General features: G+C 63.7%; 12 protein-coding genes and 2 pseudogenes. 9 read left to right on the top strand and 5 right to left on the bottom strand.

All coding sequences use genetic code 11. The annotated features are described in order from the left end of the window. Window positions 1-95 precede the first annotated feature (95 nt). Window positions 96-179, top strand: a pseudogene (locus H578_RS16750) (hypothetical protein); the annotation flags it as partial. Between the two features lie 50 nt (window positions 180-229). On the opposite strand, the gene H578_RS16550 reads toward H578_RS16750, so the two are convergent. Next, on the bottom strand, window positions 230-415 hold the full coding sequence (locus tag H578_RS16550; RefSeq protein WP_245554876.1) for a hypothetical protein: 186 nt from the start codon (window positions 413-415) through the stop codon (window positions 230-232). Between H578_RS16550 and H578_RS16745 the strand changes: the two are divergent. After that, window positions 414-476, top strand: a pseudogene (locus tag H578_RS16745) (hypothetical protein); the annotation flags it as partial. The gene H578_RS16550 and the pseudogene H578_RS16745 sit on opposite strands and share 2 nt — an antisense overlap. 53 nt (window positions 477-529) lie before the next feature. Here the strand turns inward: H578_RS16745 and H578_RS16545 are convergent. Continuing rightward, window positions 530-850, bottom strand: a complete 321-nt coding sequence (locus tag H578_RS16545; RefSeq protein WP_022872192.1) for a hypothetical protein — start codon at window positions 848-850, stop codon at window positions 530-532. Here H578_RS16545 and H578_RS16670 point away from each other — a divergent pair. Continuing rightward, entirely contained in the window at window positions 849-1,736 is an 888-nt protein-coding gene (locus tag H578_RS16670) for a transglycosylase family protein (RefSeq protein ID WP_022872191.1), read from the top strand. The genes H578_RS16545 and H578_RS16670 overlap by 2 nt on opposite strands. 74 nt (window positions 1,737-1,810) lie before the next feature. Here H578_RS16670 and hisD read toward each other — a convergent pair whose 3' ends face one another. Then, a complete protein-coding gene (gene hisD / locus H578_RS0102790; RefSeq protein ID WP_022872190.1) occupies window positions 1,811-3,115 on the bottom strand; it encodes a histidinol dehydrogenase in 1,305 nt (434 codons plus the stop codon). Window positions 3,116-3,184: 69 nt separating this feature from the next. Between hisD and H578_RS12805 the strand changes: the two genes are divergently transcribed. Continuing rightward, window positions 3,185-4,741: a mechanosensitive ion channel family protein gene (locus H578_RS12805; RefSeq protein ID WP_022872189.1), complete on the top strand. Its 1,557-nt coding sequence runs from the start codon at window positions 3,185-3,187 to the stop codon at window positions 4,739-4,741. A gap of 72 nt (window positions 4,742-4,813) precedes the next feature. Here H578_RS12805 and H578_RS12800 read toward each other — a convergent pair whose 3' ends face one another. Further along, a complete protein-coding gene (locus tag H578_RS12800; RefSeq protein WP_022872188.1) occupies window positions 4,814-5,782 on the bottom strand; it encodes an SDR family NAD(P)-dependent oxidoreductase in 969 nt (322 codons plus the stop codon). 18 nt (window positions 5,783-5,800) lie between these two features. Here H578_RS12800 and H578_RS12795 point away from each other — a divergent pair, with 18 nt between their 5' ends. Then, window positions 5,801-6,208 (top strand): hypothetical protein, encoded by a 408-nt coding sequence (locus H578_RS12795; RefSeq protein WP_156837187.1) that lies wholly within the window; start codon window positions 5,801-5,803, stop codon window positions 6,206-6,208. Window positions 6,209-6,257: 49 nt separating this feature from the next. Beyond that, the gene (locus tag H578_RS0102770; protein WP_022872186.1) at window positions 6,258-7,364 is read left to right on the top strand and encodes a glutathione S-transferase family protein; all 1,107 of its coding nucleotides are present in this window, start codon (window positions 6,258-6,260) and stop codon (window positions 7,362-7,364) included. A 22-nt stretch (window positions 7,365-7,386) separates the two neighbouring features. Here the strand turns inward: H578_RS0102770 and H578_RS0102765 are convergent, their stop codons facing one another. Next, window positions 7,387-9,213, bottom strand: coding sequence for a glycoside hydrolase family 2 protein (locus H578_RS0102765; protein WP_022872185.1), 1,827 nt, complete (start codon window positions 9,211-9,213; stop codon window positions 7,387-7,389). A gap of 180 nt (window positions 9,214-9,393) precedes the next feature. Here H578_RS0102765 and H578_RS0102760 point away from each other — a divergent pair, with 180 nt between their 5' ends. The 3 genes from H578_RS0102760 to H578_RS0102750 all read left to right on the top strand — a co-directional run bounded on the left by H578_RS0102760 (window position 9,394) and on the right by H578_RS0102750 (window position 13,385). Continuing rightward, the gene (locus tag H578_RS0102760) at window positions 9,394-10,425 is read left to right on the top strand and encodes a LacI family DNA-binding transcriptional regulator (protein WP_022872184.1); all 1,032 of its coding nucleotides are present in this window, start codon (window positions 9,394-9,396) and stop codon (window positions 10,423-10,425) included. Window positions 10,426-10,541: 116 nt separating this feature from the next. Continuing rightward, window positions 10,542-11,822 (top strand): ABC transporter substrate-binding protein, encoded by a 1,281-nt coding sequence (locus H578_RS0102755; RefSeq protein WP_022872183.1) that lies wholly within the window; start codon window positions 10,542-10,544, stop codon window positions 11,820-11,822. A gap of 285 nt (window positions 11,823-12,107) precedes the next feature. After that, complete coding sequence (locus tag H578_RS0102750) at window positions 12,108-13,385, top strand: ABC transporter substrate-binding protein (protein ID WP_022872182.1); 1,278 nt, start codon at window positions 12,108-12,110, stop codon at window positions 13,383-13,385. Window positions 13,386-13,440: the final 55 nt, after the last annotated feature.

The following is a 13,440-nucleotide window of genomic DNA, read 5'->3' as shown; positions in this document are numbered from 1 at the left end:
CGGCTCGCACCGCCACCTTCAAACCAGCAGCTGTGCGGCCGGCCTCCAGCACCTCCCGCACGACCTACCGCGTGACTCCGGCTCAAGGACTGTGGATGCGCACCGGGCCCGGTACCGGCTACAGCACCATCCGCGGCCTAGTCCAAGGCACTGAAGTCACCGTCACCGGAAGCCAGGGCGCCTGGTACCAGGTCAGTGTGGGTGGACAAACCGGCTGGTCCCATGGGGACTACCTCCAGCGGGTCTCCTCCGGCTCATCCCAAGGCAGTGACGGAGGCTCCAGCTCCGGCTCATCGGGCTCTTCCTCGTCCGGTTCATCCTCTGGCTCGTCTTCTTCCGGGTCGTCGTCGAGCTCGTCCTCGGCCACGCATGCGGTCAACGGGGTGTGGCTTAACGCCCGCTCCGGGGCGGGCATGTCCCACTCGGTGGTGCGGGTGCTGGCACCGGGGACCCAGATCAGCGTGAATCAGACCCGTGGCGAATGGGTGAGCTTCACCGAGGGCGGCCGGACCCTGTGGGTGCACTCCGGTTACCTGCGCCAGCTCGGCGGCTCATCCTCCGGTGGTTCCTCCTCAGGTGGCAACTCCTCATCAGAGTCGTCCTCCGGCAGCAGCGACTCCGGGTCATCCTCTGGCTCGTCGTCTTCGGGTTCGTCGTCTTCGGGTTCCTCGTCTGGGTCATCCTCATCAGGATCATCTTCCGGCTCGGATTCGTCCTCCAGTTCGGGTTCCTCGTCGTCTTCGGACTCGTCAGGGTCTAGTTCTTCAGGGTCCGGTTCGTCAGGGTCGGGCTCTTCGGGGTCCTCCAGCTCCTCCACACAGAGCGCGACGACGACCGCGTGGGTGAACATGCGCTCCGGGGCAGGGCTGAACCACGGGGTCATCCGGACGGTGGCCCCCGAGACCAGCCTGGAGGTGCTCGACGAGCGCAGCGGCTGGTATCACGTGCGCACCGGCGGCAACACCGGGTGGATCTGGCACGAATACCTCCGCGGGGTCAGCGGCCCCTCCGGTGGGCCCACCAGCTCGGACTCCTCCGGGTCCTCAGACTCCGGTTCCTCCGGCTCAGACTCTTCGAGGTCGTCGTCGGGCTCCTCCGGGTCCAGCGACTCCTCCCGCGGGTCGGGTTCATCCGGTGGATCCGGCAACCAGGAACCCGGCCGGTCTTCGTCCAGCTCCTCGCAGCACTCCCAGAGTCGGCACGGCCCCTACAGCAAGGTGTGGGACGAGCTGGCCCAGTGCGAATCGAGCGGCAACTGGTCGATCAACACCGGCAACGGGTACTACGGCGGTCTGCAGTTCAGCCTGCAGTCCTGGCAGTGGGTGGGCGGCTCCGGTTACCCGCACGAGGCCAGCAAACAGGAACAGATCACCCGTGCCTACCAGCTGTGGCAGCGGCAGGGCTGGAACGCCTGGCCTTCCTGCTCCCAGCAGCTGGGGCTCTCCGGGAACCCGGGCGGTTGGGGCGATGACTACTACGCGGTCCACCCCCAGGGTGCCGACACGGTCTCCCACAGCCAAGCCGCGCCGGCCCCGGCGGTGCAGGCGGCTTACTCGGTGCCGCTGCGTGAAGAGCCCTCCGCCACCGCAGAGCGGGTCGTGCAGATCCCGCGCGGTACAGTGCTCATCCAGTTGCAGCGCGAGTCCGGTTGGGCCGAGGTTGCCTGGTTCCGTTCCGGGGAGCAGGTCACCGGGTGGGTCTCCACCACCTACCTGACGGCCTCGCTGACCGCATAAACCACAGACACAGCAGACGACGACGCCGGGGCGGTTGCCTCGGCGTCGTCGTTGTCTATGTCCTCAGCTCGGCTTTAACGGAACCGGGCTCGCACGGCCTCCCCGTGGGCGGGTAGCCCCTCCGCCTGAGCCAGGGTGGTGACGTGGTCGGCCACCATGCTGAGCCCTTCGGCTCCGTAACGGACCACTTGCTGGGAACGCATGAAACTGGTGACGTTCAATCCTGAGGAGTACCGCGCCGCCCCACCGGTGGGGAGCACGTGGTTTGAACCCGCGCAGTAGTCACCCAGAGACACCGGGGTGTAGTTGCCCAGGAACACCGCTCCGGCGTTACTGATCTGCTGACTGATGCGTTCGTCGTCGCCGGTCATGATCTGCAAGTGCTCAGCACCGTAGGCGTTGGCGATCTCGACGGCTTCATCGAGAGAATCAACCACCAGCACCGCAGATTGAGTGCCGGTGAGCGCTTGTTTGACCCGGTCGGTGTGCTCAGTGGCCATCGCTTGCCGGTCCACCTCGGCCACCACAGCCTCCGCCAGGTGCTTCGAATCGGTGACCAGCACCGCAGCCGCCAGCTCATCGTGCTCCGCCTGGGAGACCAGATCCGCAGCCACCAGTGGAGCCGAAGCGGTGTCATCGGCGATAACCATGATCTCCGTGGGTCCGGCCTCAGCGTCGATGCCGACCACTCCCTGCACGGCACGTTTGGCCGTGGCGACAAAGATATTCCCCGGCCCGGTGATGAGGGAGACCGGCGGGCAGAGTAGCTCCCCGGCGGCGTCGCGGGCCCCATATGCCAACATCCCCACCGCCTGAGCTCCACCGGCAGCGTAGACCTCATCCACCCCCAACAGGGCAGCGGCAGCCAACACCGTGGGATGGGGCCACCCACCGAAGGCCTTCTGTGGTGGGGAAGCCAGGGCCAAGCCCGGCACCCCCGCCACCTGGGCGGGCACCACGTTCATCACCACAGAGGAGGGGTAGACCGCCTGGCCACCGGGGACGTAGAGCCCCACCCGATCCACCGGCACCCACCGGTTGGTGATCTGGGCATCCGGACCCGGAGAGACCACCGAGGCAGCCGGCAGCTGAGCGGTGTGCACCTCACGGGCCCGCTCAGCCAGGGTCTCCAAAGCGGCACGGACATCCGGATCCAGGTTCTCCAAGGCCTCGGTGAGCACCTGGTCCGGGACTCGCAGACTCGGGGGGCGGATGCCGTCGAATTCCGCACTGAGCTGCAGGACCGCTTCCGCCCCGCCATGGCGCACCCGGTCTAGGATCGGTGTCACCACATCCGCGGTGGTCGCGATGTCCTGATCGGCACGGGGCAAAGCTGCGGCACTGGCGCGCTGGCCGCGCAGGTCCTTCACGGTGAGCATCCGGCTCCTTCACTCAAACGGGTGGTTGCGGTGCACCCCCATTCTTCCCCACCGGGGAGGGTGCGTGGCATGATCGGCGCCATGATGAACCTTCCCACCCGGATGCAGGCCGGCCCGCTGTCAGCCGCAGCGGAGGACACCGGTGAAGACGAAGAGCTCTTTGACGACGGTGCCGCCGAGACCGACCCCGCCGAAGACCTCACCTCCGAGGTCGAAGACCACGTGCCCGATGAGTTCGAACAGTTCGTCTCCGAGGCCGGGCCGTTCATGGGCGTCATCTTCGGTGCTGCCGCCTCAGCAGTGCTCGCACTGGTGGTGACCCTGGTGGTCTCCACTGTGCTGAAGCAGATCTTCCGCCGCTCCGGTCAGGTCCGCCGGGCCATCAACCGTACCCGCTTGCCGCTGTTCTGCATTGTGCTGTTCACCGGCACCACCCTGAGTGTGCGCTACGCGGTGGATCCGGCCTTCTGGTGGCAGCGGCCACTGTTCGTGGCGGTGAATATCGCCATCATTGTCTCGGTGGCCTGGTGGGCGCTGCGGGTGGTCAAGATCGTCGAAGCGATCATCCTGGACAAATACATCGGGGCCGGGGAGCTCGACGTCGAAGACCGGCGCGGACGCCGAGTCCAGACCCAGGTCAACCTCATCGGACGGATCCTCGCCGCAGTCATCATCACCTTAGCGGTGGCCGCGGTTCTGCTGCTCAACGAGAACGTCCGAGGGCTCGGGGCCGGACTGCTGGCCTCCGCCGGGGTGGTCTCCGTGGTGGCCGGGCTGGCGATGCAGTCCACGCTGTCTAATGTCATCGCCGGGATCCAACTGGCCTTTACCGATTCGATCCGAGTGGGCGACGTCGTCGTCATCGAGGAGAACTTCGGCACCGTGGAGGAGATCACCCTCTCGGCAGTGGTCATTAAGTCCTGGGATGGCCGACGCTTCATCTACCCTTCGGCGTATTTTGTGGGCACCCCGTTTGAGAACTGGACCCGGGTGGGCACCCAGCTGCTGGGCACGGTGGTGCTGGAACTCGACTGGCGGGTCCCCGCCGATGCGCTGCGTCGACGGCTGAAACGACTCCTGGAGACCACCGACCTCTGGGACGGGGAAACCTATAATCTGCAGCTCACCGAAGCCACCGGGGGGCATATCCAAGCCCGAGTGGTGGTCTCTGCCCGCAACTCCGGTGACCTATGGGATTTACGCTGCCTGATCCGCGAAGACCTGGTCAACTACATTCGCAGTGAACACCCCTACGCGCTGCCGACTCAGCGGATGCTGCACAGCGGGGACGAAACCCTGGTGCGCGAGCCCGAACCGGTGCCCACCGGGCAGTTCGGTGCGGTAGAGGCTGAGGAGGACGCCGACCACACGCCGATGCTCAGTGAGGATTCCGGGCTGTTCACCGGCTCGATCCAAGCAGTTCAGCGCAGCCGGGACTTCGCCGGACCGGGGGAGGACGCCTACCGGGAGCGGCTGAAACGTCAGGCCGAACAGGCTGAAGCCGACACCCTCACCGAGGCTGAGTCCCCCGGTGAGTCTGAGCCCGCTGAGGGCGAGAAGCCCCGCACAGCACAGCGCAGGGCAACAGCCGACGACGACGCCGGCACGGCTTCTACGGAACCGTGAGGGTATGTGCGGGGTGCGGGTTCAGCATCACGCGGTTCAGCATCACCGAGTCCAGACGCGCCGGGGTCGGCATCACCGGGTCCGGGAGGACTTACTGCCGGTGGTCTCCCGGGTGATCTCCGCGGTGTCGTGCTGGTCAGCATCAGCGATGCTGCCGTCGTCGTCGGTTGAGCGCTGGGTGTTTTCAGCACCGCTGGGCGTCTCATCAGTGGAGCCGGCCTCAGGGGCCGAGTCGGTCCCTGCTGGTGTGCCGGTGCCGGCGTCGTCCTCCTGACCGGGGACACCCAGGCGCCGGTCAGCCGCCCAGTGCACCACCCGGTCCGGGATGAACTTCAGCGACGCCGTCAGGGCCCGGTACTGGGTGCTCGGCACCGACTGGGCAGCCCCTTGGGCATTGGCGGTGAGCGCCTGGCGGACCACGTCTTCGGCGCTGAGCCACATCCAGTTCTTCGCCCCGGCGATCCGGATACCCGAGCGTTCGTGGAACTCGGTGCGAACCAGCCCCGGGCACACCACCGTCAGGTACACCCCGGAAGGTTTGAGCTGCTGGTGCAGGGCCTTAGAGAAGTTGATGACCCACGCTTTGGCTGCCGAATACGTCCCCGTGGGGGTGTAGCCGGCCACCGAGGAGACATTGATGATGCGGCCCCCGCGGCGTGCGGTCATCACCCGGGCGGCCGCGTGAGTCAGCTCCATGGTGGTCTGCACGTGCAGCCGCAGCAGGGTGCGTTCGTCCTCAAGATCGGACTCCACAAACGGTGCAGCCAGTCCATGCCCGGCATTATTGACCAGCACGTGGACCGGGTGGGCGGGGTCGGTGAGCCGTTCAGTGACCGCGCCGACGCCGTCATCAGTGCTTAAGTCCGCGGCGATCACCTCAGCGCGCACCTCGTAACGTTGCCGCAGGTCAGCGGCCAGTTTCTGCAGGCGGTCCGCAGTACGGGCCACCAGGACCACGTTGTACCCCTGAGAGGCGAGCTGGCGGGAGAACTCCGCGCCGAGTCCGGCCGAGGCGCCGGTGACCAATGCCGTGTGATTCATAGTGGATATCGTATGGGTATGCGCTGGAACAAGCAGGTCGATTGGGGGCCGCGTCCCCTCACCGCCGACCAATGGGCGCCGCTGCGGGCGCAGATCGCCGCCGAAGACCTCGATGAGGTTGAAGAGGCGCTGGAAGAACTCACCGGGTTCATGGAGTACTTCCGTACCGACGTCGTCGGCACCCCACTGGTGGGAGTCACCGATGGGCAACTGTCGGTGGTGCATCGGCGCCACACTGACACCTGGGGCCGAGACCTGCTGGAGGTGACCTTCTACGCCGCTGGACCGGTGGGACAGGTTGAACCCCACGCCTTTGACCGGCTGGCCAAAGCGGCTGCTGCATTGGTCGACCATCTGGCTGCTGAAGGAATTGTGGTCGAACGGATCGACTGGACCCAGCAGCCCTACATCGGGCGGCCGTTCTGACGTAGAGTCCCTGGTGAGGCCCCGTTCCCTGTCGATGAAGGAGCCCAGAATGAGCCAGAGCGACTACTCCACCAAAGGAGCGTATGTGACCGGGGAGGAATTCACCCGGGACACCAATTACATCGAGGATCGGGTCGTCGCCGACGTCGACGCCGTCACCTCAGCCAGCACCGAAGAGTCCTCCACGATTGGGGATCCGCGGATCGCCGGACTGACCGAGGGTGCGCACGCCTGGCCGGTGGAACCCGGGCGTTACCGGCTGGTGGCCGCACGTGCCTGTCCCTGGGCACACCGGACCATCATCATCCGCCGACTGCTGGGATTAGAAGACGTCATTTCCCTGGCCACCCCCGGGCCAACCCATGATGCGAGGTCTTGGACCTTTGACCTGGATGAAGGTGGCCGTGACCCGGTGCTGGGTACGCAGCGGCTCCAGGAGAACTACTTCAAACGCTTCCCTGACTACCCGCGCGGCATTACCGTTCCCGCACTGGTGGATATCCCCTCCGGTGGAGTGGTGACGAATAACTACCCGCAGCTGACCTTCGACTTTTCCACCCAGTGGAAGCAATACCACCGGGAGGGTGCTCCAGACCTGATCCCGGAAGACCTCATCGATGACATGCTGCCGGTCATCAAACGGATCTTCACCGAAGTGAACAACGGGGTCTACCGGGCCGGATTTGCCGGGTCCCAGCGTGCCTATGAAGAGGCTTACCACCGGCTCTTCGACGCCCTGGACTGGCTGGAGGAACGGCTAGCCGGTCAGCGTTACCTCATGGGGGAGACCATCACCGAGGCCGATGTGCGCCTGTTCACCACACTGGTGCGGTTCGACGCCGTCTACCACGGGCACTTCAAGTGCAACCGGCAGAAGCTGGCCGAGTTCCCCAACCTGTGGAACTACGCCCGAGACCTCTTCCAGACCCCTGGGTTCGGGGACACGGTGGACTTTGACCAGATCAAGTCCCACTACTACGAGGTCCACGAGGACATCAACCCCACGCAGATTGTGCCCGTGGGTCCGGAGCTGGACTCTTGGCTCTCCGAGCACGGCCGGGAGAAGCTCGGTGGCCAGCCCTTCGGTGCGGGCACAGCCCCCGGGCCGGTGTCCCCGGAGGAGCAGCCTCCGGGGGCCAACCCGCTCTACCGCTAACCGGTGAGGTGCGCTGCAGAGCTCAGCTCTGCCCGCGGATGATGGCTGCCAGGGTTTCTGCGGGCAATTTGGGGCGCCGGTCGGCGTCGCACAGCCCGTTGGTTTCTTGATGGGTGTCGGTCAGCTGGGTGTAGCAGAACCCGCGCAGGTGGGCTGAGGCCTGGATGGCTTCTAAGATGGCCCGCAGCCGGGCTTCGAAGTCTGCGGCATCGGTGGCGGAGGAGTAGCCCCAACTGTCTTCGGGCACCTCGCCGGTGATGTAGGAGACCCCGCCGAACTCGGTGAGCATGATCGGTAAGGTCACCTCCTCCACACCCACCACGGAGCTGCGCCGTCCAGAGCCGCCGAACCCGCGGATCTGCTCTTCAAGACCCGCTCGGCTGCCATAGCGGGTGGTGAGTACCTCACCGGAGGCCTCGTAGTCGTGCAGGGTCCAGATATCGGAGTCGGTGTGTTCCCACCCGTCGTTGGAGATCACCGGCCGGGAGGGGTCCAGTGCCCGGGTGAGGTTGGCCAGTCCCACTCCGTAGGCCCGCTGAGCAGGATCCTGTGGACCGAATTGCACACCCCACGACTCGTTGATCGGCACCCAGGTGACGATCGAGGGGTGGGAGCGGTATTGCCGGACGATCTCGGTCCACTCGGTGGTCAGCCGCTGGACGGCGAGATCGCTGAACTCATACGCGTTAGCGGTCTCTCCCCAGACCAGCAGGCCGAGCCGATCACACCAGTACAGGAAGCGTGGGTCTTCGACCTTCTGGTGGATGCGCACAGAGTTGAAGCCCAACTGGGCGATGAGTTCAGCCTCCTCGCGCAGAGCCGCGGGGGAGGGTGCGGTGAAGTGTGAGCTGGGCCAGTACCCCTGTTCAAGCACTGAACGCTGGTAGAAGGGGTGGTCGTTGAGCAGGAACTCCCCGTGCTCCACGGCCACAGAGCGTAAGCCCAGATATGAGGCCACCTCATCAACAGTGGTCTGTGTCGCGAGGGTCACCGTGGCATCTATCAGCTGGGGATTCTTCGGCGACCAGAGTAGTTCGTGGTGTTGTTGGCCGTTGCGCTGGCCCGCTAAGGGGACGTCGATGACGGCGGTGCGCTCGGTGAGCTTCAGGCTCAGCTCGGCCAGTGCCGGGGTGGTTTCTGCACTGTCGGCGTGGGGAGGGTGGATGGTAATGGAAAGTGTGGCTGGCGTCGTCGGACGCCGGCTGAGTTCCACCTCCGCACGGACGGTTCCGGAGGGCAGGTCCGGGGTCCAGACCAGGCGTTGGATGTGCAGGGCGGGGACGGCTTCGAGCCACACGGTGCGCCAGATACCGGTAATGCGGTGGTACCAGATGGCGTGCGGTTCGGGCTTCCAATCCTGTTTGCCGCGGGGGAGGGTGACATCCAAGGGGTCGTCTTCAGCGCGTACGACGACGACTTGCTCGGCTGCTTCAGTGTCGATCGCCTCGGTGATGTCGGCACTGAACGCGGTCTGCCCGCCTTCGTGATGAGCCACGTGGACCCCGTTGACCCACACATCGGCCATATAGTCCACCGCACCGAAGTGCAGCAGGAGTCGATCGCCCTGTTCTTGCCAGCCGGCGGTGGTCAGATCCGCAGGGGTGAGCGGTAGCCGGTACCAGACCACGGGGTGATACCCGGTTTCACCGATGCCGGAGGCCGGCGACTCCGGGGCGAAGGGTAGCTGGATCGTGCGGGTGAAGATGTCATCGCGGTGCTGCCACCCCTCGGTGAGGCCGAGTTGGTCGTCGTCGTAGGCGAAGCCGCAGTCCCGGTCGAGATCCTGGTAGGCCGGCCTGACGAGCTGGGGCCGGGGGTAGGTGCCGTCCTGAGTGCTGGCAGCGGTCATGAAGAGTCCATTTCTCTCGGCGTGGTCACCGCGGCACATCACCGGGTGATCGTGGTCTGCACCACATCATATTGCAGCGCTGCAAGTCTTGCCATGGCCCCTGGGGTGCGTTGCCTGGGGCCTATGATCGGGGCATGAGCTTCGGTGGTTGGCCAGTGTGGGTGTGTGTGGGGTGCCCCTATGCCTGAGTCTCGCCGCCCGCGGCTGGTAGATGTGGCCGAACGTGCCGGCGTTTCCCCGCGCACGGTGTCCAATGTGCTGCACAACCACCCGCATATCCGTGACAGCACGCGGAAGAAGGTTGAGGAGGCGCTTGTCGCACTCGACTACCGGGTCAACCTCTCGGCCCGCGCGCTGGCCGGGCGCAACACCGGCTTTATCGCTCTTGTCATTCCGGTGCTGGATAATCCGTACTTTTCATCTTTAGCGGCCCATGTGATCGAAGCCTGTGCGGCGCGAGACTGGACGGTGCTGATCGAGCAGACCTCCGCTCAAGAGGATCGGGAGCGCAATGCGGTATTCGGTCCAGCCTCCCGCCTGGTTGATGGTGTGATTCTTCAGCTGGATTCCATCCCTGAAGAAGAGCTAAGCAGGCGATTCTCCCATTCCAGTCTGGTTTTGATTGGTGAAGAAGCAAGTGCTGCCTGGGCCGACCACGTAGCAGTGGATAACGTTTCTGCTGCGCGTGAGGCGACTGAGCACGTGCTGGCTCTGGGGCGGCGGCGCATCGCCACAGCGGGCATCCTTCCTTCAGGGCTGAATACGACCAGCGAGTTGCGATACCGGGGGGTTTGGCAGGCCATGGAGGCTGCTGGGGTCTCCCTGCGCACCGATTATCTCCTTGAAGTGGGCAACTTCCGGCGTCCGGATGGTGCGGATGCTGCGGAGCGTCTACTACGGCTGGATGTCCTGCCTGATGCGCTGATCTGTTACAACGACCTGATTGCCAGTGGGATGCTCGCGAAGCTACGTGAGGCTGGAGTCTCTGTGCCGGAGGATATTGCGATCGTTGGCTTTGATGACAATGAGGAGTCGCAGTATCAGGCCCCGCCCTTGACCACTATCGCTTGGGATTTGGGGGCTATCGCCCAGCGTTGTGTCGAACAGTTGGTTGAGCGCTCACAGCCGGGCGGGGACTCCCGCCCTCCTGCGCGTACTTTTGTAGGCCATGAGCTGATCGTGCGAGAGAGCACTGTCAGTACACGCCCCTAGAGGGGCCCAGTTTTCCTTGACATGAGGTAAGGCTCACACTAATCTTTGCAGCGCTGCAAAAGTGTGATTCAAGTCACCGTGCAGCCCATTACTCGCAGACTGAGGGAGGAACTCTCATGATGATTCAACGCCCCGGTCCCATCCTCATTGGGATCTCGACAATTGCAGCTCTGGCCCTCACCTCTTGTGGGAGTAATGGAGGGGATGACGACGGTGACATCAACCTGCGTTTCATGTGGTGGGGTTCAGACCACCGCCACGCTCTGACCGAAGAGATTATCGACCTCTTCGAGGAGGAGAACCCGCACATCACTATTGAGACTGAATATGGGGGGTTTGATGACCACTGGGACTCTCTGGCCACTCAAACAGCGGGCGGGCAAGCGCCAGATATCTTCCAGATGGACGAGCAGTATCTACGGGAGTATGCCGACAGGGATGCTCTGTTGGAACTTGATGGTGTCGATGTTTCGGACTTCGAGGAAACTGCCGTGGAAAATGGCATGGTCGAAGACTCGCTGTATGCCGTCACGATGGGCATCAATGCCCAAATCTTGGTAGCCAACCCAGTGGTCTTTGATGAGGCAGGAGTGGATATCCCGGATGATGAAACGTGGACCTGGGATGACTTTGCGGCCACCATCACGGCGCTTAACGAAGGTCTGGAGGATGGCTACGGTTTCGGTGGGCCGGGTGGTAACGGCATGTTTCAGACCTGGGTCCGACAGCAGGGGCAACACATCAGTACCGAAGATGGTGAACTTGGCTTCGGTGTGGAGCATGCCGTCGGTTACTTCGAATTCTTGGACGAGGTGATGAATCAGGAGGGCGCGCCCAGTGCGGAGCTTCTGCAGGAACAGAGCAATGTGCCACTGGAGCAGGGCCTTGCGGCAACTGGACAGGCTGCGTTCGCTACATTCTGGACGAATGAAGCTGTGTTCCTGACTGAAGCTGTGGGTAATGAACTCGAACTCCTTCGCTACCCGAGTCACACTGGCCAAGCGGCCGATGCTGAGCCCTGGTACAAGTCATCGATGTATCTCTCCGCTTCGGCGAACACTGACTACCCTGAAGAGGTGCAAGAGTTCATCGACTTTTTCGTGAATTCAGAAGAGGCCGCCATGGTGAATCTGGTGGAGCGAGGTATCCCGCCGAACACTGAAATTCAGGATCTGGTCATGGATGAGCTCGACGGCGTGGAAGCCGACACGGTGGAGTACATCCAAGAGATCGAGGACGACCTCGGTGAGCCGGAGCCAGTCACAGCGGCGGGTCTGTCTGACCTGACTTCTGTCCTGGGGCGCTATACCGATGAGTTGTATTTTGGTCGCATGGATCCGCAGGAGGCGGCGGAAGCCTTTGTTGCGGAACTGGAAAGTTCTGTGGGTGAAGAGTAGCGGGAGAGCCTCAGTGATTGATCCTCGATGAGGCCGTTCACGATGGGAATATGAGTCGAGTGGCGGGCGGAAGATTGGTTCCGCCCGCCCTTGCCTTTCCGGCAGGCAAGAGGCCTCTGGGTGTTGCCACTTGTTCTTGACATCACGACCCGGCCAGGATTATTTTTACAGCGCTGCAATATGTGATCCGCGTCTCAGAAGAGGGGGATGCTCCACATATTTCTGCTGTCTTCTCCACATGACTGGCATGTGGGGGAGTCCACTTTCGACCCAATGGAGGATCGCATGACGTCTCATCGCACCCGGACCGGTCTCATCGGCATGTCGACCGTTGCCGCCCTTAGCCTGGCGGCCTGCGGCGGCGGAGGCGGTGATGACGGCGAGATTCAGCTGCGCTTCGCGTGGTGGGGCTCTGATTCCCGGCACCAGTACACCCAGGAGATCATCGATATTTACGAGGAACAGAACCCCGGGATCACCATCGAGCCGCAGTACAACGATTGGGACGGTTACTTCGACCAACTGGCCACCCAGACCGCCGGTGGGGACGCCCCAGACATCATCCAGATGGAGGACCAGTACCTGCGTGAGTACGCCGACCGTGGCGCACTCTTGGATGTCTCCGACGTCGACGTCTCAGCCTTCGACGACGTCGCCACCGAACTTGGAGACACCGGGGACGGCATCTTTGGCGTGACACTGGGGCTGAATGCCTACGGGTTCATCGCCAACCCGGACCTCTTCGACGAGGCGGGTCTCGAGCTGCCCGACGACACCACATGGACCTGGGAGGACTTTACCGAACTCTCCAGTGAGCTCAACGACGCCCTGGGTGATGACCGCTACGGCGGGACCGGGATTGGCTCAGCCGAGGTGAGCCTGCGCTATTGGATGCACCAGCAAGGCCAGGAACTCTTCGACCAAGAGGGCGAATTCCTGCTGACTGAGGAACTCGCTGAGGAATACCTGCGCTTCGTCATGGACACCGAAGACGCCGGGGACTTCCCCTCCGCCGATTGGATGGAAGAACAGGAAGGCCTGGGACCCGAGGACAGCGCTCTGGGCACCAATACCGCCGCCTTCGGGGATGGCTGGGCCGCCATGATCGTAGCCTTCGGCAATGCCTCCGGCAGTGACCTTGAGCTACTGCGCATCCCCAGCACCACTGGAGATGTCACCGACAACGGTGAGTGGCTGAAGGCCTCCATGTTCCTCTCCGCCAGTGCGGACACCGACCACCCCGAAGAAGCCATGGACTTCATCGACTTCTTCGTCAACTCGGAAGAAGCAGCCGAACTCATGGGTCTAGAACGCGGAGTCCCGGCCAATGCTGATATCCGGGATGCCGCACTGCAGGACGCCACCGATGAAGAGGTCAAGATGGCCGAATTCATCGCTGAGGTGGAAGAGGATGCCGCTGACATCATCCCCACTCCACCGGCCGGAGCCTCCCAGATGGCCAGCATCATCGGCCGATACCTTTCCGAGGTGCGGTTTGGCTCCACGGACATCGAAGACGCCGCCGTCGGTATGGTCGCCGAACTCGAGGAATCCTTCGAATAAGGCCGAAGGCCGCGCATCGCCACCACCCGGGTGGGTCCCCGACCCTTGCACCGCA

The organism is Nesterenkonia alba DSM 19423 (assembly GCF_000421745.1).
In the GTDB taxonomy this organism is placed as follows: domain Bacteria; phylum Actinomycetota; class Actinomycetes; order Actinomycetales; family Micrococcaceae; genus Nesterenkonia; species Nesterenkonia alba.
The sequence above is the reverse complement of the archived record's forward strand: the minus strand, read 5'-3'. Positions and strand labels throughout refer to the sequence as shown.

What these genes read in the sequence shown, in the direction of transcription:
- hisD (WP_022872190.1), bottom strand. Translation starts at nt 3,115, where the DNA reads ATGCTCACCGTGAAGGACCTGCGCGGCCAGCGCGCCAGTGCCGCAGCT.
- H578_RS0102770 (WP_022872186.1), top strand. Translation starts at nt 6,258, where the DNA reads ATGAGCCAGAGCGACTACTCCACCAAAGGAGCGTATGTGACCGGGGAG.
- H578_RS12795 (WP_156837187.1), top strand. Translation starts at nt 5,801, where the DNA reads ATGCGCTGGAACAAGCAGGTCGATTGGGGGCCGCGTCCCCTCACCGCC.
- H578_RS0102750 (WP_022872182.1), top strand. Translation starts at nt 12,108, where the DNA reads ATGACGTCTCATCGCACCCGGACCGGTCTCATCGGCATGTCGACCGTT.
- H578_RS0102755 (WP_022872183.1), top strand. Translation starts at nt 10,542, where the DNA reads ATGATGATTCAACGCCCCGGTCCCATCCTCATTGGGATCTCGACAATT.
- H578_RS0102760 (WP_022872184.1), top strand. Translation starts at nt 9,394, where the DNA reads ATGCCTGAGTCTCGCCGCCCGCGGCTGGTAGATGTGGCCGAACGTGCC.
- H578_RS12800 (WP_022872188.1), bottom strand. Translation starts at nt 5,782, where the DNA reads ATGAATCACACGGCATTGGTCACCGGCGCCTCGGCCGGACTCGGCGCG.
- H578_RS12805 (WP_022872189.1), top strand. Translation starts at nt 3,185, where the DNA reads ATGATCGGCGCCATGATGAACCTTCCCACCCGGATGCAGGCCGGCCCG.
- H578_RS16550 (WP_245554876.1), bottom strand. Translation starts at nt 415, where the DNA reads ATGCCCGCCCCGGAGCGGGCGTTAAGCCACACCCCGTTGACCGCATGC.
- H578_RS16670 (WP_022872191.1), top strand. Translation starts at nt 849, where the DNA reads ATGCGCTCCGGGGCAGGGCTGAACCACGGGGTCATCCGGACGGTGGCC.
- H578_RS16545 (WP_022872192.1), bottom strand. Translation starts at nt 850, where the DNA reads ATGTTCACCCACGCGGTCGTCGTCGCGCTCTGTGTGGAGGAGCTGGAG.
- H578_RS0102765 (WP_022872185.1), bottom strand. Translation starts at nt 9,213, where the DNA reads ATGACCGCTGCCAGCACTCAGGACGGCACCTACCCCCGGCCCCAGCTC.